Below are 20702 nucleotides of genomic sequence, written 5' to 3' on the forward strand. Positions count from 1 at the left end.
GCCCGGGCAAGGTCCACCATTCAAATCCTTCTCTCATTTGTCGCCTGCAGTTCCGAACATGGTACGAGCAAGGGGGTTCATGCTCACCAGTTTGCTGCCCGCGTTCAATGGATTTGCCGATAGTGTCAGGATACCAGCGAATGCTCCAAACGGGATCGCCACCGAGGAACACGATGCGTCTGCTATCAAATCAGCAATTTCGTCGGCGGGAGTACCGTCTTCGCAGTATGTTGCCATTGTGCGATAGGCGGGCACGAGTTCGGGCGCTGTGCCAAACAGGCTTGTTACGCCTGCCTTCTCCAGCGCAGAAGCCGCCTCACTAATTGCCTTTTCCAGCTGCGCACCAGTCATGGCGTGTGCAAATATTGTTTGACAAGGTTCGTTCCATCCACCCGTGGTTTTGAGAATCTTGTCCACAGTGGCCGTCTTGAGGGCATTCAGGCCATCGAGCCGCGTCGCCAAGTATGAACGTGCCCACGGCCGCAATATCTCTACATTAACTCGGGACGGTGGTTTTGATCCGAGCGGGTAAGCCTTCGCCCAAGACAGAGCGTGGTTCGCGTTGCCGATGAAGAGTGGCCTGACCAATCCCTTGGCTACGTTGGGATGACGCGCAGCATCAACAACCCATTCCGGCGTCCAGTTCGTAAGGTTGGTTACAACCAGTACTTTTGTGCCGTTCCCGTGCTTTCCCTTGCGGATCTCCTGCATGAGATCGCTGCGGTTCCATCCGCGGATTTCCACCTTGACGTCCGGCGAACCCTTGCCTCGGGCTGTCCGCGACCTTTCAAGAGCGAAACGAACGTGCTCGATGTTGGAAATTGGCGCGCCGAACAGCACATTGGCGCGTCCGTGCTCGCGAACCGGCGACATGATTTCAGCTTCCTGTCCGTCGGTCAGGGGCGAAACCTTGCCCTCGACTTCGGCTTTCCCAGTTCCCGTAATCTTCGTCCGGCTGTTTTTAGGATCAAAAGGGGCCTCCAGCGGCTTTCCCTTGAAGCTGTAGATGCGGCCTAGCAGGTCCTCCTCGTCTTCGACCATGAGATCGAGCAGAACGCGGGAACGCAAAGCCCACCTTCCAGATGGCATCCATCGGAGGATTCCGAAGCCCTCCATCTCGTCGAGCAGATACTCAATTTCCGAAGGGTCGCTGCCCGTAGGAAATGCCTCTGGCCAGTAGCGCCCGGCGCGTTCAGACACTTCACTTGCAGTCATACCGTCGCCATCGGCGCCTTCGACCGCGTCGATTAGTGCCCGCTCGGCCACGATGTACGTCAGTAGTTCATACCTTTGCTCGATATGCCGGATCGTCTTCTCGAAACTGCCGTAGAGCGCGGCCTTGATGCTCGGGCTCTTCATCGCGGTATCGACCATCTGAGTCGTGATCAGTCTCAGCTCGCGTTGTGTGCGGCGCTGCTGTTCCTCGACATTCGTCAGCAGTCCTTGGCAGAAGACTTGGATCAGGATTGGGTAATAGTTGGCGAAACTCAGGATGCGCCAAACATCCTCCCTGCGCGCGAATTCATAGCCCAACGCCGCCAGGGGGACCCTTATCAATTCTTCGGCGTCGCCGGCATCACCATAGACGAGAGGCCCTATGCGGACCGAGTCATTCGAGATTTGAGCCAGAGGGGAGTTCTCTGAACGTGTGGTACGGGAGACGTTGTGCAGACCGGAAAGTACGAACTTGAAGCGATGGTGGGTATCGGCCATCAAGGTCAAAAGCCGAAGGACATGATGGTGACGAATTCCTTCAGATGCCTGGTCGCGAACGAAATTGTCCGCCTCGTCGAGCATCAGGAGAATTCGGCGCCTGTCATCGCCAGCGAGATATGCTTTAACTCCCGCTTCGAACTCGTCGGCCGTTGCTGCCTGCTTGCCGCTGAACACGTCAAGAAGAACCTCTGAACCCCTTTCCCACAATAGGTCCGACGGCGAGTCTACCAGATCGAGGTATGCGAACAGCGCATGTTCTGGAGCGTTTCGTGAAATGTGGCGCAGCAACGCTGTCTTGCCCAGCCTGCGACCACCATAGACGATGTACGAGCCGAATGGATTGACGATGCTCGCGGACTCCTTTGCTCGGCCCTTGAACATTTCGGGTGGCACTTGAGCGGACCGACCGTAGTCTTGGTACGGCGTTGCTGTCGTGAAGGCTTGGGCGATTTCGAACAGCATCAAGGGCCGCCGCTCGGGCGACGAAAGTGCTGCGAGAAGCAGCATCTCGTCGATTACGACCACTTTCCGTTTCCGTTTTAAGCATTCGAGTTTTATCTGGTATCGTCGCTCAAGCGAAAGGTGCCCGAAAACCAGAACCATGGCACCGCGAGGCTCTGCACCTTCCGCAAGATTAAGGATTTCGACATTACTGACCGTGTTCGGAGCAGCTGCGACCCTCCATCCCCCGTTGGTAGAGCTGCCAAAATCAGGGAGCATCAGGGATGAAGCATCGAGTGGCAGGCGCATTTTTGCGTCTACGACGAATACGGACCTTTTCTGATCCGTTCTTTCCTTGTTGAGGTCCACCAGTTGTGCTTCGAACGCAATTTGAGACAGAAGACTGACGAGCTTCGGCCCTAAATGCGTGAGACCGGCATTGCCTCTCAGGTTCCGCTTGAAATCAAGCCAAGCACGGATGGCGCTTCCGATTTCCTCACGGCGCTCTTCCTCGATAAGGGAAAACTGGAAGGGACCGTCATCCTTTCCGGCAGCAACAGAATGCTGCAGAGCCACTAAATCCACGCCCTTGGTGCTTTCGCAGATCTTGAGGAACCGGTCGAGCGCGGGGTTTACGATGTTCCCGCCTAGCACCGGCCGCCGTTCGTCATCCGCACTGAAAACAGAAATCCAATCCGAGAGTGTGGCAAGATCGTCCGTATCTAAAAGTCTTCGCAGATTATCCCGAGCGGCCTCATCGATCTTGTCGCCTTGAATGAGGTCGTCGATGCTTTTGACAAACTCCCGTTTGGCCTCATCTAAGAGCTTTCGAGCCTCCCTTTCCAGGTCGTCCAACCGGTGAAAGGCAGCATTGACGTCCGAGACACGTGTGCCCTCTATTTCCTCAGGCATGAACTCGGCAGCCACAACTATTGGCTTTTCGTCTAGCGGGACGTTGCGGAGTCGCTCTTCCAGCTCAGATGACCCCTTCAGGCTGCCGAGGGCCATGCGCCGAACTTTTTCGACCAAGCTGGATACCTGCTCGTGCTTAGCCTTGAGCTGGCCTTTTCGGGTGCTCTCGGCTGTCTCGATTCTCGCGCGGATGTCTTCCACGCGAGAATCGCCCCAGCCGAACCGCTTCGCAAAGGAGAGGAGAATCTTCGCCGGTACGAAAGCGTCCTCTTTGCAACGTTTATCTATGGCGGTCTCAAGCGCCTCTGCCGGGTCTCCTACTATCCTCGGCAACGGAACGTCAGCTATCGCTCTCATCAGCCTCGAAGCGTCGTTGGGCGACGGCGTCCACGCGTGACTCCAAGTCATGCCAGGTAGCCACAACAGCGGAACATGAAGTGCAAGGCTAGCTTCTTTGCGGTCGAATTCGGCTACGGCTCTGCCCTTGAGGGTTTTCTCTATCTGCCCCAGCACCTGCCTCGCGTAGGTGTTGGCCGCATCCAACAATGAGTCGCCCGTTGGCGCCGATGTTTCATTGCGAAAGTGTTCGATTCCCTTGATGAAGTTGTCTATGAGCCGGCGTATTAGAGCCATCTTGCCACCGGCAGAACGCAGGTCCTCGACTTGGCGGGCGGCCTCCGCGTATTCCAAGCTAAGCGCTGAGATATCAGAGACTAGCGCAACCAGCCGTTCGCGCGCGGCACCATCAATTACCTGCCCGTTGCCCACCTCATTGGCCGACTTAATCAAAGTCGCGATGATGTCTTCTCGCGACCTGTACAGCCCGGCGAACTTGGCAGCCGCATTGGCCCCACTGCTTCCTGACAAAGCTGAGTTTAGTACCCCTACCGGCCCTTGCGGGGACAACAGTGCATGCTTTACCTTTTGGCCCAGCACGAAGCGAAATGTCGCGGATTGCAGAGCCCTGATCTGCTCAACTACCGCGCGCTTGCGTTCGTCGACATAGGAAAGGTCGGCGTTCGCAGCGCTTGCGGCTCTGACGCTTGCGACGGTGAGGGGAAACCCCAATCGCCGGTTCTCCTCCAGCGTCTCGTATAGCTGAAAAAAACCCGAGCAGCTCCCGGTAGGCCGGATTCTATCGATAACTGCGAACGCCGCGCTACTGTCCACCACGTTGAAAAGTGCAGTTGGGATTACGGCAGCCGTCACGGCGATCCGCCGCGCTTCCTGTCGAGCGCCAGCATCCTCAGAAAAGTCATGACCAGTCGCGCATGCGTTTAAAGAAGCCCGGAAACCCTCCGGTTCGTGGCGAGAGTGCCCCGCCATCCGCGCGCCCAGAGCGATGAGCCGGAGTTCATCGGCCCCGTAGGGAACCCCCGACCCTTCGCCGAGGACCCGCTCGCAGGCTCTGACGAAATGATAGGCGAGCCCGAATTCTTGATGCTCAAATAATGTGTCAGCTGTGCCCACCGCATCAAGCAGCAGCGGATCGACCTCATCGTGCACGACTATAGGTGCTTGGACAGGCGCAATGGCAGGAATGGCTAGTACCTGATCGTTTCCGGCAAAATCAGACAGGGCTTCTGAAGCGACATCTTCTTGGGGATCGATCCGGGAGGCGGGACTGGCTGTCGGCCGATAGGGTTCAACAATTGTGGAGAACCCAACACCTTGCCTATCCGTCGCCGGTACGTCCAACGGATCATTCTGCGGCGTTTCCAACACGTGAGGAGAGGCGACCGGAATTGCATCTGTAAGCGCCGCCGCTGCCGCGATGATCTCATCAAGAGCAAGGTTTGCCGCGCTCTCGGCTCGGTGGATGATCTCTGCAGCCACAGCGGTTCGCTCTTTGCGCGGCAGCAGCTTTGCGCGATCATCGTCGTCCATCGCTGCCCTGGCATCCTTTTGAGCGGCCTCTGCCTTCGCGATGCCGGCGTCAATTGCCTCAATTGCAACAATGGCAGCTGTGTTTGGGGCGCGCGAGATCAATTCCGCGCCCCGGGCAATCCTCTCGTCTGTGCTGTTGCTGTCTAATTCCATGTGGACGAACATGGCTCTTACAAAATCAAGGATGGCACCCATGCGGCCAACAAGTTCATTCGTATTGACGCCTTTGGCGAGGGCCGCCTCATAGCCAGCTGCTTGCCCATGTACATGGGCTATTAGGCGTGCGAGTTCCGACGCGACCGACAGGCGCGGCGGGGCGGCAATCGCACTTTCGGACGTTCTGATAATCTCGGCGAGGTCGGCCACCCACGCTTGCGATGCGCGTCTGAGGGGGTCGTGGTCGTCGATCATGCTGTCGCCCAGGTCGTTCGCCGCCTCTCTTGAAAGAACATCCGTCGGCTGTGTTTCTTCTGCCCCTGGCTTGTCAGTCGCGGCATATTTGACGGGCCCGGAGTCAACATTCGAAGTCTCGTTCTCCTGCGGGTTCTCGACTGACAGGGGAACAGCCTGTGATGCTGTTTTGGCAGCCTGGAGGATCCTATCGAATTCTTTGAAGTCGCATGCCATAATTGTTCGAATGTAATCGGCAAGCGCCGGGTAGTGCGTTGCGACCTCCGCCATGGCGGGAACCTTGTCAGGAGCGGGAAGGCTTGCCCAATCTAGGAGAACGACCGCGCTGACGATCTCCCATTGGCCGGCCGCCGCCAACTGCGCGAGTTGTTTTCTGCCCCCACCTTCTTCCGGCGATACTCTCCGAGTACGAAGGTTGGCCTTCTGCAACGCGCCTCGATACTCAGCCAACAACTTTCTGTACTGCGAGTCCTTTCCTGTGATGACCTGAAGTTCGGAGACGAAAAGTCGAAGAAAGAATGGGTATTTTGACGCTTCAGGCAGCATCTCGAAAAGGCAATCTACGTCAGGGCGATTCTCTGGCCACCGGAAACCCGTCAATTGTGTAACACTCGATGACCATTTGTTGTGGAATAGCCGAAGACTCCTGTTCGAGACTGAAATCCAGCGTTCGAACCATTTGGAGTCGAGGCCAGCTGGAAGACTGAGGATTGGGCTGCGAAGCCTCTCATGATCCTTAATCGTATCAATCAGAAAGGGTTCTACCGGGGTGTCTGAGAGATCCATGGCTGGAAGCGTGGTTTTGCCGGGAGACGGTTTGGACGTCATCTTATTCGAGTCGCCGCCAAAGGGGTTCTTCATCGACGATTCGCCAAGAAAGTGTTTGCGCAGATGAGCCGGGCCGTCCCTGGTGTTTTTGGTGCTTGCCTTCGGATGGCGAGCCCTTGCTGAAGGGATGTTCGCGCACGACAGAAGCAGAAATATCCCCTGACGTCTACGTTCATCGGTCTCAACAGACGGAAGCCGAACACTTCTACTGCACTTGGCATCTCGACAATTCTCCCCCCTAGCCCAAGCTTGAATCGGGCTCCATTATTAGGCCGATACTAGACTGTCTAAACTCGGCGATCTCAACAAATATTTTGCCTTTTCGTTCGCTGTCCCACGCAATCTGGCTGAGAACTTTTGGACAGAAGGCATTGACACGGCACCGCTGGGCCGCAGCTTGCCGGGCAGACCTTCTATCAGGGTGCGGAAGCTCACTGCCTCACGCGGACGGCATCGAGGATACGGCGGCGGCAAGGCACTGGCAGATCGACATGCGGAGTGGGCTGCGGACATGCCTCGCGATGTGGCTGACCTGTGGGGCGTCATCGCGTCACTCAACCATGCCAGCGTGATGGCGCTGTTCGCCCATTGCGCCTCGCTCACCATCAACGCCGTAAAGCAGCCTTGGGAGCGCAAGCCTCGCGCCCACGAGACTCCGAACCGGCTGGCGACGGTGGTCAACCTCGATATGACGGCACATTGGAGGTCGACCGTCCAAACCTATCTCGGGCGCATCACCAAGGCACATATACTCGACGCCGTGCGCGAAGCTGCCAGCGAAGAGGCGGCAGAGAGCCTGTCGGACCTGAAAAAGGCAGCCAATGGCGGAAGCCGCCCAGCAGTTGCTCGCCGGGACTAGATGGCTGCGTGCAGTCTTGCGGACCCCGGAACCTGCGGTGTTCGCTGAACATTAGGACGAGGAAGGTTCAGATGTCAGTTCGGTGAACGTTGCCGAACTGGAGCCGGAAGCCCCCGAGCCGGACACGATGAACGCCGCGCTCGCCGACAGCAGCGCCCTGGCCGAGGGGGCGAACCGTTCAACATCGCCGCCGAGTATGCGCGACAGCCGGAGCCGCCGCGCGGTTCCGGCTAGCTTTCTGTTGAGAATTTTCCGGCCGCGCCATTGGCGCGGCCGGGGACCTCGACCTAATAACGGCAGCAATGAGAAGCGGATGATCTAGGCATGAGACACCATCGCCCAACAGGACAGCGCGTTACCATTAGACGAGATGTATCGTCGTTAAATGATCAGCCGTTCACCGAGTCCTTGAGAGCCTTTGCCGGCTGGAAGACGATCTTCTTCGATGCGGCGATCTTGATCGTGGCGCCAGTCGACGGATTGCGGCCATCACGTGCTGGTTTGTTCAGTACCTTGAACTTGCCGAAGCCATTGAGGCTGATTTCCTCGCCCTTGGCAGCGGCTTCCGCAATACCCTTCAACACATCCTCGACCACGGATTTCGCTTGGGTTTTCGAGAGGCCGTGCGCGTCTGCAAGGCGTTCGGCAATATCGATCGTGTTTACAGCCATCGTTTCCATCCCTTCTGAGTTGGTTCAACGATTGGCCTTATGGCACAGGCAATTCCACACTGTCATCGCGTCAAAGAACGGAATCCGGTGCAAACCAAGGCCAAAGCCGGAAATTTCCACCACTCTTGTTACGCAGCGCATCACCGTGGCATCAGACGCCCGGCGTGGAAACAACCCTTTCCCAGCAATGCCTCACCGTGCGTCAGAAGCGATTACCACTCCGTCAAGCTCGACGATCCCAGCTTCCCCGCGCCGATCTACGCGAGCCTGGTTGAGACCTACCGAGGGCAACTTCTCGCTCATCTGGTCCCGCCGCACCGCAGAGTGACCCGACAAAACACGAAGCCCCGCCGCAAGGCGGGGCTTCGCCATGTTCAGGTCAGGCGCAGCCTTAGGCCTCTGTCCGATGCAGCAGCTTACGCTTTGGCCCGCGACTTGCGCGCCTTCTTCACCGGCGACTTGATTGCAGCCGCAGTTGTTCTCGCTGCCGCCGCACGCGCGGCGGGTTTCCGTTTTTCTGCCGCGGCAGATGTGAACGCTGGCGCTTTGCGCCCGAGTCCAATTGATTTCGCCAGGGCCGACCGGGTCGCCGCATAGTTCGGCGCGACCATCGGATAGTCGGCAGGCAGATTCCACTTCTGCCGATACTGGTCGGGGGTCAGGTTAAAGTGCTGAAGATGCCGCTTGAGCGATTTGAATTTCTTTCCGTCTTCCAGACAGATGATGAAGTCAGGTGTCACCGATTTCTTGATCGAAACTGCTGGCTCCTGTTTTACCACAGGTTCTACCGCCGGCGTGCCGATGCCATTCAGGGCGGCATGAATATCACCGATCAGCTTCGGCAACTCGCCAACCGGCACCGGATTGTTCGATACATAGGCGGCGACAATGTCAGCCGTTATCGACACGATATCCAGTGCATTGTCTTGTTCGAGAACAGTGGTCATATAATTTCCTTCTTTTGGAACGGATGAATTGAGCGACGTTTGATTTTCCTGGCCTGCCCACGACGCAAATAGTACGTTTCTTCGTAAAATCCACCTCTGTTGCCCAACATCACAAGAGTAAGTTTCGCTTCTGTCGTCCCATCGGCTGGGATGCCCTTGCTGATCTCATCTAAAGCGAGGAGCTTCCCTCGCTTTTCCGCCCGTTCCAGCTGTGCAGAGCAATGCCGCTGGCTCGCACCCTGGCTATAGAGTTTGTATCAACGCGCAGTGTGCATGATCGCATCTGTGGGGCGTGGGAGGTTTCGAAGGGAACACGATCTGGCATTTGAAGTTTGCTCATAAGGGAGCGCCTTCTTTGACGAGCTTCGCCTACTCAAGCCTTGCGCCCTTCATTATCTGGATCAAGGCTCGCGAGGGACGATTGTCGCCGGTAGCGACGAGGATCGCGAAAGCTTCCTGCGCAAGCGCTTGACTGCGGCGCTGGCGCACCGGCGGAAGCCTGTTTGCCGGCCGCTGCTCGCGCCAACTGTGGCTAGGTTTGCCGTCCCATCCGCTCTTCAGACCGTTCAGCATCGAACGCCTGCCTACCCACTCCTCTGGCCTCGTGGGACCAAACAATCCGATGGCCGGAATGCTTCATAAGTCAGCGACATGAAGACCGATAGAGTCGACACCGGTTCGCTGGAACGACTGCACTACCGAGAACTACCTTTGGAAGCAGGCCGGACGACCGCGAGGTTCGCGAGCGGATGAAGGCGATCGCGCAGGAGCGTCGCCGGTTCGGCTACCGGCGTCTTCTCGTGATGCTGAGGCGGGAGGGCCTGGTTGTGAACCACAAGAAGCTGTTCCGGCTCTATCGGGAGGAGAAGCTCGCCGTTCGCCGCCGTGGCGGCCGCATCAGCACCGGCACCGCGGGGACGCCGGGGCCGACATTCTGCCGTTCGATATCATCTACCGGAGGTATATGAAACTGATGGAATTCTATCATGAGCGCAGAGTTTCCTTTCGCGGATGAAAGAAAGCTCGATTGACTCGCCCGCCCCATTCCGGTCTCGTGAATCAACGTGCGGTTGCGGCCTGCAGAAGTCAGTCGACGGTCGCGATTCATGAAAGGAAACCCATGGCCAGGCATCACACCGCTGTGCACTCGACACGTCGCGGCGCCCCGGCTTACGGCCAAGGCATTTTTCGCGCTTGCCCGTGACCGGTCAAAATCCGCGGTGCGAGTATGTCAAATCGCGAGCGTGTCATCGCGGCCGTGGAGAGATGTGGCTCGGTGCAGGCAAAGGCGGCGCCTGCTTGGACTGACGCCGCGCCAGATTGGATACCCGCTGAGGAAATACGGCATCAGATCAAGCGTCCTTGAAAGGCCGACCGAGGCAATATCAGGGACAAATCAAGCGTTGGTGGTTGGCGGAGCCTTGGCCCGATGACGAGTGGATGCGGACCTGAGCGTCCGGCCAATCCGACCCGGGAGGACAGCCCGCCCGACCTCACGGGGTCAATGTGCTGACAACGGCGGTGTGAACGAACCGTCGGTCGGCCATGTGCTCTAGACCATCGTTCATCCCGGATTCCCTCTGCGACTGAAACGGAGAAAAACATGTCCGATGCAAAACTTCAGAGTGTGCTTTCGTCTCTTTCGCAAGTGGCGAGACAGTTAGATGCTCTCCCATCCGATAGACCAGCGCCGGGTTCAAGTTGGGTAAAACTAAACACGAATGAGAACCCGTTCCCGCTTCCAGCAATCATAATGCAAAGCGCGATTGCAGCTCTCGAACGGCAGTATCTATATCCAGAAGACGATAACATCAGCTTGAGGGAAGCGGCCGCAAATGCCTACAGCGTCTCCCTGGATCAGGTGATCGCCGGCAACGGATCGTCTGAATTGCTTGGACTTGTCTACAGAGCTTTCCTTGGCCCGGGGGATAGCGTGGCGATGATGTCGCCAGGGTTTTCGTTCAACCGCAAACTTGCAACGTTGCAGGGTGCTCAATTTGTCGAAATCAAATTTAGCGAAGATCATTCCTTGCCGATGGAGCAATTGCTCTTCGGTCCTGCAAAGGACGCCAAGTTCATTCTGTTAGCCAATCCGAATAATCCGACCGGAACGTTCGTTCCGGTGGCCGATATCGAACGCCTGGTAGCGAAATCGGACCGCTTGATCGTGCTGGATGAGGCCTACGTCGACTTTGCACCCGAGAATGGTCTACGCCTCATCAATCGCTATTCGAACCTTCTGGTCTTAAGGACATTTTCGAAAAGCTATGCTGCCGCCGGCGTTCGCGTCGGTTTCGGTTTCGGTCACCCTGAAATTATCGGCAGGCTACGCAACATCCAGAACGTCTTCAACATGAATGTGATCGGGCAGGCGGTTGGTATCAGCGTCCTTGCGCACCGCGCCGCCTATGCAAACAACCACAGACACATCAGGCATGAACGACGGCGAGTGACGCTCGCGCTCTCGCAACTTGGATTTTCCGTAATCCCTTCCCACGCAAACTTCTTGCTTGCCCGCGTGCCAACGGGACAGGACGGCTCATGGTGGCAATCAGCCTTTGCAAGGCAAAAAATACTTGTTGCCGTCTTTCCCGATAAAGGTTTGGAAAACTACATCCGCGTCAGCATCGGTACAAAAGAGCAAATGGATGCGTTTCTTCGTGCCGCTAGTCGTATTAGTAGAATATTGAATATGTCAAGGCCCCCGCTTTAGGTTGCTAAGGCTCTGCTTTAGCATTTCGCAGGCAATAATCCGAGCGATTACACAAGCGAGAAATCTTTAAATTGCTTGGAATACGCAAGCAACCGGACTTGTTGCGTCAAAAATGGAGACAATATCATGGATAAGGCCTTTCCTTCAGGCCTAGCTGTCGGCATCTTCGATCATCTGGACGAGGACGGCCCCGATATCGCCCGACAGTACGAAGATCGCCTGATGTTAGCGGAGGCGTGCGATCACCTTGGGTTCTATGCATATCATCTCGCAGAGCACCATTGTACCCCACATGGGAGAGGTCCCTCACCGAATCTGTTCCTGTCGAGCGTAGCCCAGCGAACCCGGCGCCTTCGTGTCGGCCCGTTGGTAATGCTGCTTGCCCTCTATCATCCGCTACGTGCGTTCGAAGAGATCTGTATGCTGGACCAATTGAGCGGTGGCAGGCTCGAACTTGGGATAGGGCGCGGCTCGCTCCCGATCGAATTGGGTTACTTCGGGATTGGCTCGGACGCGGCGCCAAACCACTATGCGGAAGCCAGCGAAATTCTTATCAATGCGCTGAAGGGCGGCACGCTATCGTATCAAGGTCGCCATTTTGAGTTGAACAGCGTTCCGCTGACGCTAAGAACTCATCAGCGTCCACATCCGCCGACTTGGATCGCCACCAATCGACCGGAATCGGCAGGCTGGGCCGCTGCGAATGGCATGAACATCGCGTGCGTGGGACCTTCCTCTTCCGTTCGAAGAATCACTGATGCCTTCCGCGCCGGTCGAGAGCACACCAGTGAGGCGGACGACCAAGCGCCATTTCTTGGATTGCTCCGAATGGTCGTGATTGGGCGTTCTGAAACAGATGCACGTTCACTCGCCGCACCTGCTTACGAACGGTGGCTCAAGAGCTTTAAATTCCTTTATGATCTCAATGGCATGCCGACTCCACCAAACCTGCCGCTGACCTTCGATGCAGCAATCGAGAAGGAATTGTGCGTAGTAGGAACGGCAGCATCTGCGGGACAAGCTCTTCTTGATCAGCTGGAAGCGGCAGGTGCAAACTACCTCCTTTGTCAACCGGCGTTTGGGAATCTGTCGTTAGATGCTTCCCTATATACCGCAACGGCGATTCAATCCGCAATTATGGCTCGAGTTGGCTAACCTCGGTTCGAACGTTCGCTCACCCAACAACGTGCCAAGCGGCATGCTGTCGCTAGCGACGACTAGGTGCGGGTTTCGGATGACCCATCAACCGGTTGGCACAGAGGCATGCGGCTTCCTCCTCAAAGCGGCGTGTTGTTCATAGGCGAAAGCGACCGTGTATGCCGCATTCTCACCCCTCGGATAGGGCCTTCATGTCCTAGCAGTAGACCCACGATCGCCTGCCAGACTTGATCGGAGCGTTGGATACGTTCGGCCCGATCAGCTAATCGGCCCGATGTCCTTCGATCCGGCAAGCGCATCGAAAACATATTGCTTGGCTTGGCGCACGCTCGCTTCCAGCGACGCTCCAAGAGCAAGCGAGGCGGCGACTGCGCTGGCCATCATGCAACCCGTTCCGCGCATCCCTCGCGGCAAGCGGGGCGCCTCGAACCGAACTGCAGGTTGGTTCGGCTGCAAAAGCACGTCGACGCAACGGGTTCCTTGTGCATGGCCGCCCTTGACGAGTACGGCGGTCCTCACCGTCCTCGATAGCTCTTCAGCCTGACGACAAGCCCCTTCTTCGTACGCGGCCGGTGACGAGCCGGTAAACGCAGCCAGCTCGACCAGGTTAGGCGTTACAAGCCGGCAGATCGGCATCAGATCGTGGCGCAGCATATTAATGGCATCGTCCGCCAGCAGATTGCGTCCCGAGGTAGAGGCCAGGACCGGGTCGAGTACCACAGGCACTTGGCGGTTGACCAAAACAGCGCCGACTGCCTCAACAGCCGCCGATGTCCCAATCATGCCTATCTTGACGGCCGCGACAGCGTTGGCAGCGAACGCGGCGCGCATCTGAGCGGCGACAAGCTCCGACGGCACAAGCTTGACGTGCTCGACAGCCGAGTGCGTCTGGACTGTCACGGCGGTGATGGCAAGACAACTGCGCAGCCCGAAGGCGGAAACCGTTTCTATATCGCGGGCAATTCCAGCTCCACCGCTGGAGTCCGACCCGCCAACGACAAGCACATGCGGTTCTCGCCTCAGCGCCATTCGTCCGTCTTTTCGATCCATTCCCGCGTGCGCGCTTCGGGGTCGTCGTTCAGCGTGATGTCGGTCACCACCGCCGCGCTGTCCGCACCAGCCTCAAAAGCGCCGTCGAGCCGGTCAGGGTTGAGACCGCCAATGGCGACCAGGGGAATCGGCGCGACCCGGCACTTCCACTCGCTGATCCGTTCGAGCCCTTGCGGCGCCCACTTCATCTTCTTCAGGATGGTTGGGTAGATGGGGCCGAGCGCGATATAGTCGGGCTCGGCAAACATGGCCGTTTCCAGCTCGACATGATCATGCGTGCTCAGCCCGAGCCTGACGCCGGCTGCCCGTATTCGCGCGCGGTCGGCGGTCTGCAAATCCTCCTGGCCGAGATGGACGAAGGTGCAGCCTTCCTCGATTGCCAGGCGCCAATGGTCGTTGACGATGAGCTGGCACTGATGCTCGGCGCACAAGGCCTTTGCCTTCCGGATTTCGGCGCGCAACCCGGCCTCATCCATGGTCTTGATACGCAGCTGCACCAGCCTGACGCCGAGCGGCGCCAATCGCTCGATCCAGGCAGCGCTGTCGACGATCAGGTAGAAGGGATCAAGCTTCATGAAAAACCGCCCTGCCGAATGTCGGCGTCGACGGCACGGCGACATCGCGCGGTTCGAGCATTCCCGAACCAAAAGCTTCGCGACCGGCTTCGACCGCCTTGCCGAACGCACGCGCCATGCCGACCGGATCGGCCGCCCTGGCGACCGCCGTGTTCAGGAGCACGGCGTCGAAACCGAGCTCCATGACCGTTGCGGCGTGTGACGGTCGCCCGAGCCCCGCATCCACGATCAGCGGGACGCCTGGGAAATGTCCGCGCATCGAGCGTAGCGCCATGATGTTGACCGGCCCGAGGGCGGAACCGATCGGCGCACACCACGGCATCAGGACCTTGCAGCCCGCTTCCAGCAGCCGCCCGGCCACGACAAGATCGTCGGTGGTGTAGGGGAATACCATAAAGCCGTCCTCGCACAGGATGCGGGCGGCTTCGACCAGGCCGAACACGTCTGGCTGCAGCGTGTCGTGGTTGCCGATCACTTCGAGCTTGATCCAGCTCGTACCGAAGACGTCGCGCGCCATTTTCGCAGTGGTGACCGCTTCCTTGACGGAGTGACAGCCAGCAGTGTTGGGCAGGATTCTGACGCCCAGCGAGCGGATCAACGACCAGAATTTCTCGCCGGCCCTGCCACCTGCCATCTCACGGCGCAGCGAGACGGTCACCACCGACGTGCCCGATGCCTTGACCGCATCGGCAAGGATGGCCGGCGAAGGATATTGCGCGGTGCCGAGAAGCAGGCGGGAAGGAAGCATCGTCCCGAGAAGCTCGAACATGCTAGCCTCCCTGCATGGGCGAGAGGATTTCGATCCGATCGCCGTCGCTCAACCGGAATTCCGCCCGGTTGGCTTTGTGCACGAGGTCGCTGTTGACGGCGGTCGCCAGCCAATCGCCTTCATAGTCGAGCGCGGCAAGCAGCTCGGCCAGGGTGGTGGCGGCAACCTCATGCGCTTCGCCGTTGACGGTCAGTCTCATGAGCAGGCTCCTTGGTTCTGTCTTGACTGAAAACCAGGCCGGCCGCCTGGCGCGCCATGGCGGGCGCGAGAAGAAAACCATGGCGATAGAGCCCGTTGATCGCGACCGCGTTTCCGCGTGCCTCGACGCGCGGCAGGTTGTCTGGAAAGGCTGGACGGATGCCGACCCCGGTTTCAACGATCTCGGCCTCGCCAAAGGCTGGATGGAGGGCATAGGCCGCGCCCAAAAGCTCCATCATCGAACGCGCCGTCACCGGTCCCGTGGACCGGCTCTCGATCATCGTCGCGCCAACCATGAAACGGTGCCCGGTGCGCGGCACCACGTAAAGCGGAAAGCGCGGGTGAAGCAGCCGGACCGGGCGCGACAGCGACACATCCGGCGTGCGCAGGATCAGCATCTCGCCACGAACGCCGCGCAGTCGGTCGTCTTCCGCCGCCATCCCCGTACAGTCGATCCGGCGATCGAAACGGGAAATGTGCCGGGCATCGACGCCGAAGCGGAATTCGACGCCCATCCCCGCCAGCCTATCATGAAGTGCCGCCATCGCCTGGCGCGGATCGAGATGGGCCTCGTCCGGGAAAAACAGGCCGCGGCGGAAGCGGCCGGCGAGGTCGGGCTCGAGCAACTCGATTTCATCTTCATCGACACGCCGATGACCCGACGTGCGGCTGGCGAACCGCTCGAGTTCGCCAGTATCACGGGGCGCAGCCACGACCAGTGTTCCGGCCCGCGTCACCTGGCCTGGCGTCGCCGTATCCCACCAGTCGGCGGCGTCGCGTCCGAGATCGAGCACCGGCTGCTCGGCGCTTTCGCGCTCGCACCATGGCGCCAGCATGCCGCCGGCGAACCACGACGCATTGCCGCCGAGGCTATGCCTTGTCTCGGCGACCGTCACCGCCGCGCCGCGGGTGGCGAGCTCGAAGGCGGCGGTGAGGCCGGCGACGCCGGCCCCTCTGATCAACACCCTCATGACGGCTCATGCGCCTCCGGCATGAGCGGTGCGCCGGCCTCGCCCGCCGGCACATAGAGATCGCCGCCCTCGCGGTATTTCGCCGCCATCGCCGCCATGCCCTCCTTCTGTGCCTCGGCGCGGATGTCGTGGGAAATGCGCATCGAACAGAATTTCGGCCCGCACATCGAGCAGAAATGCGCCAGCTTGTGCGCCTCCTTGGGCAAGGTCTGGTCGTGGAAGGACCGCGCGGTTTCGGGGTCGAGCGACAGGTTGAACTGGTCTTCCCAGCGGAACTCGAAGCGCGCGCGGGAAAGGGCATCATCCCGGACTTTCGCCGCCGGATGGCCCTTCGCCAGGTCGGCGGCGTGGGCGGCAATCTTGTAGGTGATCACGCCGGTCTTGACGTCGTTGCGATCGGGAAGGCCGAGATGTTCCTTCGGCGTGACGTAGCAGAGCATGGCGGTGCCGAACCAGCCGATCATGGCGGCGCCGATGCCTGAGGTGATGTGGTCGTAGCCCGGCGCGATGTCGGTCGTCAGCGGCCCAAGCGTGTAGAAGGGCGCCTCGCCACAGACGGCGAGCTGCTTGTCCATGTTCTGCTTGATCTTGTGCATCGGCACGTGACCGGGCCCTTCGATCATCACCTGGCAATCCTTCGCCCAGGCGATTTGCGTCAGCTCGCCGAGCGTTTCCAGCTCGGCGAATTGCGCCGCGTCGTTGGCGTCGGCAATCGAGCCCGGACGAAGGCCGTCGCCGAGCGAAAAGGACACGTCATAGGCGCGGCAGATGTCGCAGATCTCCGCGAAATGCTCGTAAAGGAAGCTTTCCCGGTGATGATGCAGGCACCATTTGGCCATGATCGAGCCGCCGCGCGAGACGATGCCCGTGACCCGGTCGACGGTCAGCGGGATGTAGTGCAGCCGCACGCCGGCGTGGATGGTGAAATAGTCGACGCCCTGCTCGGCCTGCTCGATCAATGTGTCGCGGTAGACCTCCCAGGTAAGGTCCTCGGCAATGCCGTTGACCTTTTCGAGCGCCTGATAGAGCGGCACCGTGCCGATCGGCACCGGCGCATTGCGTACGATCCATTCACGGATGTTGTGGATGTTGCGGCCGGTCGACAGGTCCATCACCGTGTCGGCGCCCCAGCGGATCGCCCAGACCATCTTTTCGACCTCTTCGGCCATCGAGGAGGTGACGGCGGAATTGCCTATATTGGCGTTGATCTTCACCAGGAAATTGCGGCCGATGATCATCGGCTCGCTTTCGGGATGATTGATGTTGGCGGGAATGATCGCACGCCCGCGCGCAACCTCATCGCGCACGAATTCCGGCGTGACGAAGTCTGGGATCGCCGCGCCGAAGGCTTCGCCGTCGCGCTCAAGCTTGCCACGCAGCATCTCGCGGCCGAGGTTTTCGCGGATGGCGACGAACTCCATCTCGGGCGTGATGATGCCGGCGCGCGCATAGGCGAGCTGGGTCACCGCCTTGCCCTGCTTGGCCCTGAGTGGCCGGTTGCGAGTGAGAAATTCCGGCGTCAGGCGCTCGCCGGTCGCAAATCCGTTGTCCTCCGGCCGGACATCTCGGCCGTCATAGGCCTCGACATCGCCGCGCGCTGTGATCCATTCGTTACGAAGCCGGGCAAGGCCATTTTCGATGCTGGTTTCGACAGTCGGGTCGGTATAGGGGCCGGACGGATCGTAGACGGTGACGGGCGGCTCGCCGGCCGTTGGATGGACGGAGATTTCGCGCATCGGCACCCTGATCTGCGGATGGAGGACGCCGGACTTGTGGATCTTGCGCGAGGCGGGCAGTGGTCCCGTCGAGACGGCGGGGGTGAGGGCATTCATCGTGAGGCTCCTTTGCTCATGCATTGGAGACCCAGTTCTGTGCCGGAAGGATGAAAAGACGCTTCTGCCGACCTGCCGAAACAGGACCTCGGGCGTAAACTCCCGCAAAGCGCTTGCACCGTCCCTACGCCAGTATGAACTGGATCAGGTTCAACGGGTCACTGCGCCGCGAAAGCCAGCAGTATCTCAGCCCCTTGCCGGGACTCCCCTGGTGAATGCATCGAATTGAACGGCCCGTCGCTATTTTGTCAAGCGCATTCGTCCCGCAGCGGTGATCGGCGACCAAACAAACCCAGCGGAAAAGCATGGTAGTATCGAGAGCAAGTCACGCTCCAGAGGAGCGGTGAAGCGCCCCCAATAAGGCGAGCCCTCATGCGGATTCGGTGCCTTTTCCAGCACGGTATTTTCGGGGCTTTCCGGAACAACGCTGCTGCCACCCAGTTGGGTGAGATTGCTATAGATGTCTGTCTTGCTCGTCGGCAATCCTTCCCCTTCGGCTAGACGCCCCGTTTGTTTCCCCAGAGCAGAACATGAAGCTGCGGCAGTACACGCGCCTCGAACCACCTGTCACGGGTCACCTTTTCAACCAGCCATTCCATGCGCCTCATCACACCGGCCATGTCGATGAACGCGTCTTCGTCGCCGGGACGCGGCGGCGTGTGATTGCCGGGCTGCAGATAGACGGGTAATTGCGGGTAGCGCGCCGCGGCGTCTTTGGCATAGGCATAGTCATCATCGTCGAAGACAACGAGCTTGAGCGCCATCTGCGGCTTATCCTGCGCCGCCTCTAAGCAGGCGTCGAACGCGGCCCAATCTGTCGTCATTTCGCTTGAGGGCGGCTTGGGGCTTAGTACCAGCACGTCGAGATCCGCGAACCATTGCTTAGACACCGAGCCTTGGGTTTCCAATGCAAAACGGTAGCCCTCACCGTGCCCGCGGTCGATCAACTGGCCAAGCGGCTGGATGGCCGGATTGCCGCCCGACAGCGATACCATCACGGGCTGACCGCCGGAAAGCGCAATGACCTTATGCCAAACCGCGTCGGGAGACATCATCTCCCAATCATGGCGGAAGCGACGGTCCACCGCATGCAGGCTGTCGCACCAGGAACAGCGATAATCGCACCCGCCGGTTCTTACGAACACCGTCGGCAAGCCGATCAGCACGCCTTCGCCCTGAATGGTCGGCCCAAAAATCTCGCTCACCCGGATTCCGGGATGCAAGGCGCAAGTCATGGCCGGTATTCCGCCCAGGTTTTCGGCGTCTCGCTCACCCGCACGGCGGAGGTTTCGGGTAGCCGCACCTTGCACCAGTCGTAGAAGTGCCTGGCCAGGTATTCCGCTGTGGCATGGTCATGCCCCAGCACGTCGTTAAGATGCCGATGGTCGAACGTCCCATCGATGTAGTGCTTGAACGCCGCCAGATCTTGGTAGTCGCGCACAAAGCCGTGTTCGTCCAGTTCGCCACCTGAAAGCTCCACGACGACGATGTAGTTGTGGCCGTGCAGACGTGCGCACTGATGATCTGGTGGCAAGGAGGTGAGCTGATGCGAGGCCGAGAAGTGGAACTCTTTGGTAATGCGGAACATCACGCGCTCCTTGTCTGGATAGCGTGGAGCCAGAAGTCTGCGTCCTCATAATCTGTCGGGTCGGTGATGCCAGCCAAATCGAATGCTTCGCGCCGTTCGACGCATGTCCCGCAGCGACCGCAATGACGTGCACCGCCCTTGTAGCAGGACCACGTCGCCTCGAACGGTGTGGCGTACTTTGCCCCCTCGGTGACGATGTCGGCCTTCGACATATTCACATACGGAGCGTACAGGCGGATATCGGCGTAGCCTGCGAGCGCATGGTTCTGCATCGTCTGAAAGGCGTCGATAAAAGCGGGCCGGCAATCGGGATAGATGAAATGATCTCCGCCGTGGACGGCAGTGGCCACCGCATCGGCCTTCTGCGCGGCGGCAACCCCGAAGGCGATGGCCAGCATGATGGCGTTCCTATTCGGCACCACCGTGATCCTCATGGAGTCTTCGGCATAGTGCCCGTCGGGCACGTCCACATTATCAGTCAGCGCCGAGCCGCTCAGGTTCCGGCCAACATCGCGGATATCGACGATCTGGTGCGGAACACCCAGCCGCTTGGCGCAGATGGCGGCAAAGCCGAGTTCCTTTTTGTGCCTCTGGCCGTAATCGAACGAAAGCAGGCCAATGAGTTTCTGCTCGGTCGCCACCTTGTGAGCGAGCGAAACAGAGTCCAATCCGCCGGAGCAGATGACGAGGGCATTCATGGTTTGAGTCCTTGTTTTGACCGGGTAAGGCTGCGACCGGAGATTTCTCTGCGTTCCCACTACTCCACGGAGCCGGTTTTGTGAATGGGGTGGACGCGATTGAGCGCACGTACCTTGTTGTCAGGGTCCCCAAGATGACTTTGCACGCGACTTGTCGCGCATCTCCCACCGCTGGGGGGTGAGGCCGGCACTGCGTATATAGGCGTACAGACGATGCAGAAATCACTGCCGTGGCGCAGCAGCATTCCTGACACACCTTCGGCTTGTCCAGTTTGCCCCAGAACATGACGTCCCGAGTTTCGGCGACAACGCAAGGGTCGACCGGCAGTCCCAGTGAAAGGCTTCTGCCGCGTGCTTTGCCGTTTTCTGGTTTGCGCATAGATCGCCTCGAGCCGCCCGCGCTTCGTCATTGGTCAGAGCGGGGAATTCCTTTCCGAGGGCGCGGCTCGATAGGGGCCACCATTCTGGTTAAGGAAAC

The 20702-nt window shown here is 59.2% G+C and carries 15 protein-coding genes, 5 pseudogenes and 1 riboswitch; of the genes and pseudogenes, 8 read left to right on the top strand and 12 right to left on the bottom strand.

Features of this window, described 5'->3' with window-relative positions:
* Positions 1-33: 33 nt before the first annotated feature.
* Positions 34-6228 (bottom strand): ATP-binding protein, encoded by a 6195-nt coding sequence (locus C8D77_RS19570; protein ID WP_109666641.1) that lies wholly within the window; start codon positions 6226-6228, stop codon positions 34-36.
* Positions 6229-6591: 363 nt separating this feature from the next.
* Here C8D77_RS19570 and C8D77_RS19575 point away from each other — a divergent pair.
* A pseudogene (locus C8D77_RS19575) lies at positions 6592-7109 on the top strand (chromosome partitioning protein ParB); the annotation flags it as partial.
* 27 nt (positions 7110-7136) lie between these two features.
* Positions 7137-7376 carry a hypothetical protein gene (locus C8D77_RS37280; RefSeq protein ID WP_146211793.1) on the top strand — a complete coding sequence of 80 codons (240 nt, stop codon included), beginning with the start codon at positions 7137-7139 and terminating at the stop codon, positions 7374-7376.
* A gap of 67 nt (positions 7377-7443) precedes the next feature.
* On the opposite strand, the gene C8D77_RS19580 is transcribed toward C8D77_RS37280, so the two are convergent.
* Positions 7444-7725 carry an HU family DNA-binding protein gene (locus C8D77_RS19580; protein ID WP_109666818.1) on the bottom strand — a complete coding sequence of 94 codons (282 nt, stop codon included), beginning with the start codon at positions 7723-7725 and terminating at the stop codon, positions 7444-7446.
* Positions 7726-7935: 210 nt separating this feature from the next.
* Between C8D77_RS19580 and C8D77_RS19585 the strand changes: the two are divergent.
* A pseudogene (locus tag C8D77_RS19585) lies at positions 7936-8053 on the top strand (DUF736 family protein); the annotation flags it as partial.
* An 88-nt stretch (positions 8054-8141) separates the two neighbouring features.
* Here the strand turns inward: C8D77_RS19585 and C8D77_RS19590 are convergent.
* Positions 8142-8672, bottom strand: coding sequence for a Ros/MucR family transcriptional regulator (locus C8D77_RS19590; RefSeq protein ID WP_109666644.1), 531 nt, complete (start codon positions 8670-8672; stop codon positions 8142-8144).
* A 249-nt stretch (positions 8673-8921) separates the two neighbouring features.
* Between C8D77_RS19590 and C8D77_RS39075 the strand changes: the two are divergent.
* From C8D77_RS39075 to C8D77_RS19610, 5 genes and pseudogenes are all read left to right on the top strand, one after another.
* Positions 8922-9140, top strand: a pseudogene (locus C8D77_RS39075) (DUF932 domain-containing protein); the annotation flags it as partial.
* A gap of 251 nt (positions 9141-9391) precedes the next feature.
* A pseudogene (locus C8D77_RS19600) lies at positions 9392-9568 on the top strand (IS3 family transposase); the annotation flags it as partial.
* Positions 9569-9900: 332 nt separating this feature from the next.
* Positions 9901-10021, top strand: a pseudogene (locus C8D77_RS38815) (helix-turn-helix domain-containing protein); the annotation flags it as partial.
* 254 nt (positions 10022-10275) lie between these two features.
* Positions 10276-11385 (top strand): histidinol-phosphate transaminase, encoded by a 1110-nt coding sequence (gene hisC / locus C8D77_RS19605; RefSeq protein ID WP_109666650.1) that lies wholly within the window; start codon positions 10276-10278, stop codon positions 11383-11385.
* A 126-nt stretch (positions 11386-11511) separates the two neighbouring features.
* The gene (locus C8D77_RS19610; protein WP_027033131.1) at positions 11512-12540 is read left to right on the top strand and encodes an LLM class flavin-dependent oxidoreductase; all 1029 of its coding nucleotides are present in this window, start codon (positions 11512-11514) and stop codon (positions 12538-12540) included.
* Between the two features lie 261 nt (positions 12541-12801).
* On the opposite strand, the gene C8D77_RS19615 is transcribed toward C8D77_RS19610, so the two are convergent.
* From C8D77_RS19615 to queC, 9 genes are all read right to left on the bottom strand, one after another.
* Entirely contained in the window at positions 12802-13572 is a 771-nt protein-coding gene (locus C8D77_RS19615) for a hydroxymethylpyrimidine/phosphomethylpyrimidine kinase (RefSeq protein ID WP_109666653.1), read from the bottom strand.
* A complete protein-coding gene (locus C8D77_RS19620; protein WP_109666656.1) occupies positions 13563-14168 on the bottom strand; it encodes a thiamine phosphate synthase in 606 nt (201 codons plus the stop codon). The genes C8D77_RS19615 and C8D77_RS19620 overlap by 10 nt, the downstream gene beginning before the upstream one ends.
* Positions 14158-14937: a thiazole synthase gene (locus C8D77_RS19625; protein ID WP_109666659.1), complete on the bottom strand. Its 780-nt coding sequence runs from the start codon at positions 14935-14937 to the stop codon at positions 14158-14160. The genes C8D77_RS19620 and C8D77_RS19625 overlap by 11 nt, the downstream gene beginning before the upstream one ends.
* Before the next feature lies 1 nt (position 14938).
* Positions 14939-15136, bottom strand: coding sequence for a sulfur carrier protein ThiS (thiS, locus tag C8D77_RS19630; RefSeq protein WP_109666662.1), 198 nt, complete (start codon positions 15134-15136; stop codon positions 14939-14941).
* Positions 15105-16106, bottom strand: a complete 1002-nt coding sequence (gene thiO, locus C8D77_RS19635) for a glycine oxidase ThiO (protein ID WP_109666665.1) — start codon at positions 16104-16106, stop codon at positions 15105-15107. The genes thiS and thiO overlap by 32 nt, the downstream gene beginning before the upstream one ends.
* Entirely contained in the window at positions 16103-17938 is a 1836-nt protein-coding gene (thiC, locus tag C8D77_RS19640; RefSeq protein WP_109666667.1) for a phosphomethylpyrimidine synthase ThiC, read from the bottom strand. Before thiC ends, thiO begins: the two co-directional genes overlap by 4 nt.
* Positions 17939-18041: 103 nt before the next feature.
* Positions 18042-18158, bottom strand: a riboswitch (TPP riboswitch).
* A gap of 277 nt (positions 18159-18435) precedes the next feature.
* Positions 18436-19173 (bottom strand): 7-carboxy-7-deazaguanine synthase QueE, encoded by a 738-nt coding sequence (gene queE, locus C8D77_RS19645; protein WP_027055526.1) that lies wholly within the window; start codon positions 19171-19173, stop codon positions 18436-18438.
* Positions 19170-19526 (bottom strand): 6-carboxytetrahydropterin synthase QueD, encoded by a 357-nt coding sequence (gene queD / locus C8D77_RS19650; protein WP_027055667.1) that lies wholly within the window; start codon positions 19524-19526, stop codon positions 19170-19172. Before queD ends, queE begins: the two co-directional genes overlap by 4 nt.
* Positions 19526-20224, bottom strand: coding sequence for a 7-cyano-7-deazaguanine synthase QueC (gene queC, locus C8D77_RS19655; protein WP_109666670.1), 699 nt, complete (start codon positions 20222-20224; stop codon positions 19526-19528). The genes queD and queC overlap by 1 nt, the downstream gene beginning before the upstream one ends.
* Between the last annotated feature and the right edge of the window lie 478 nt (positions 20225-20702).

The sequence above is a fragment of the Mesorhizobium loti genome (assembly GCF_003148495.1).
In the GTDB taxonomy this organism is placed as follows: domain Bacteria; phylum Pseudomonadota; class Alphaproteobacteria; order Rhizobiales; family Rhizobiaceae; genus Mesorhizobium; species Mesorhizobium loti.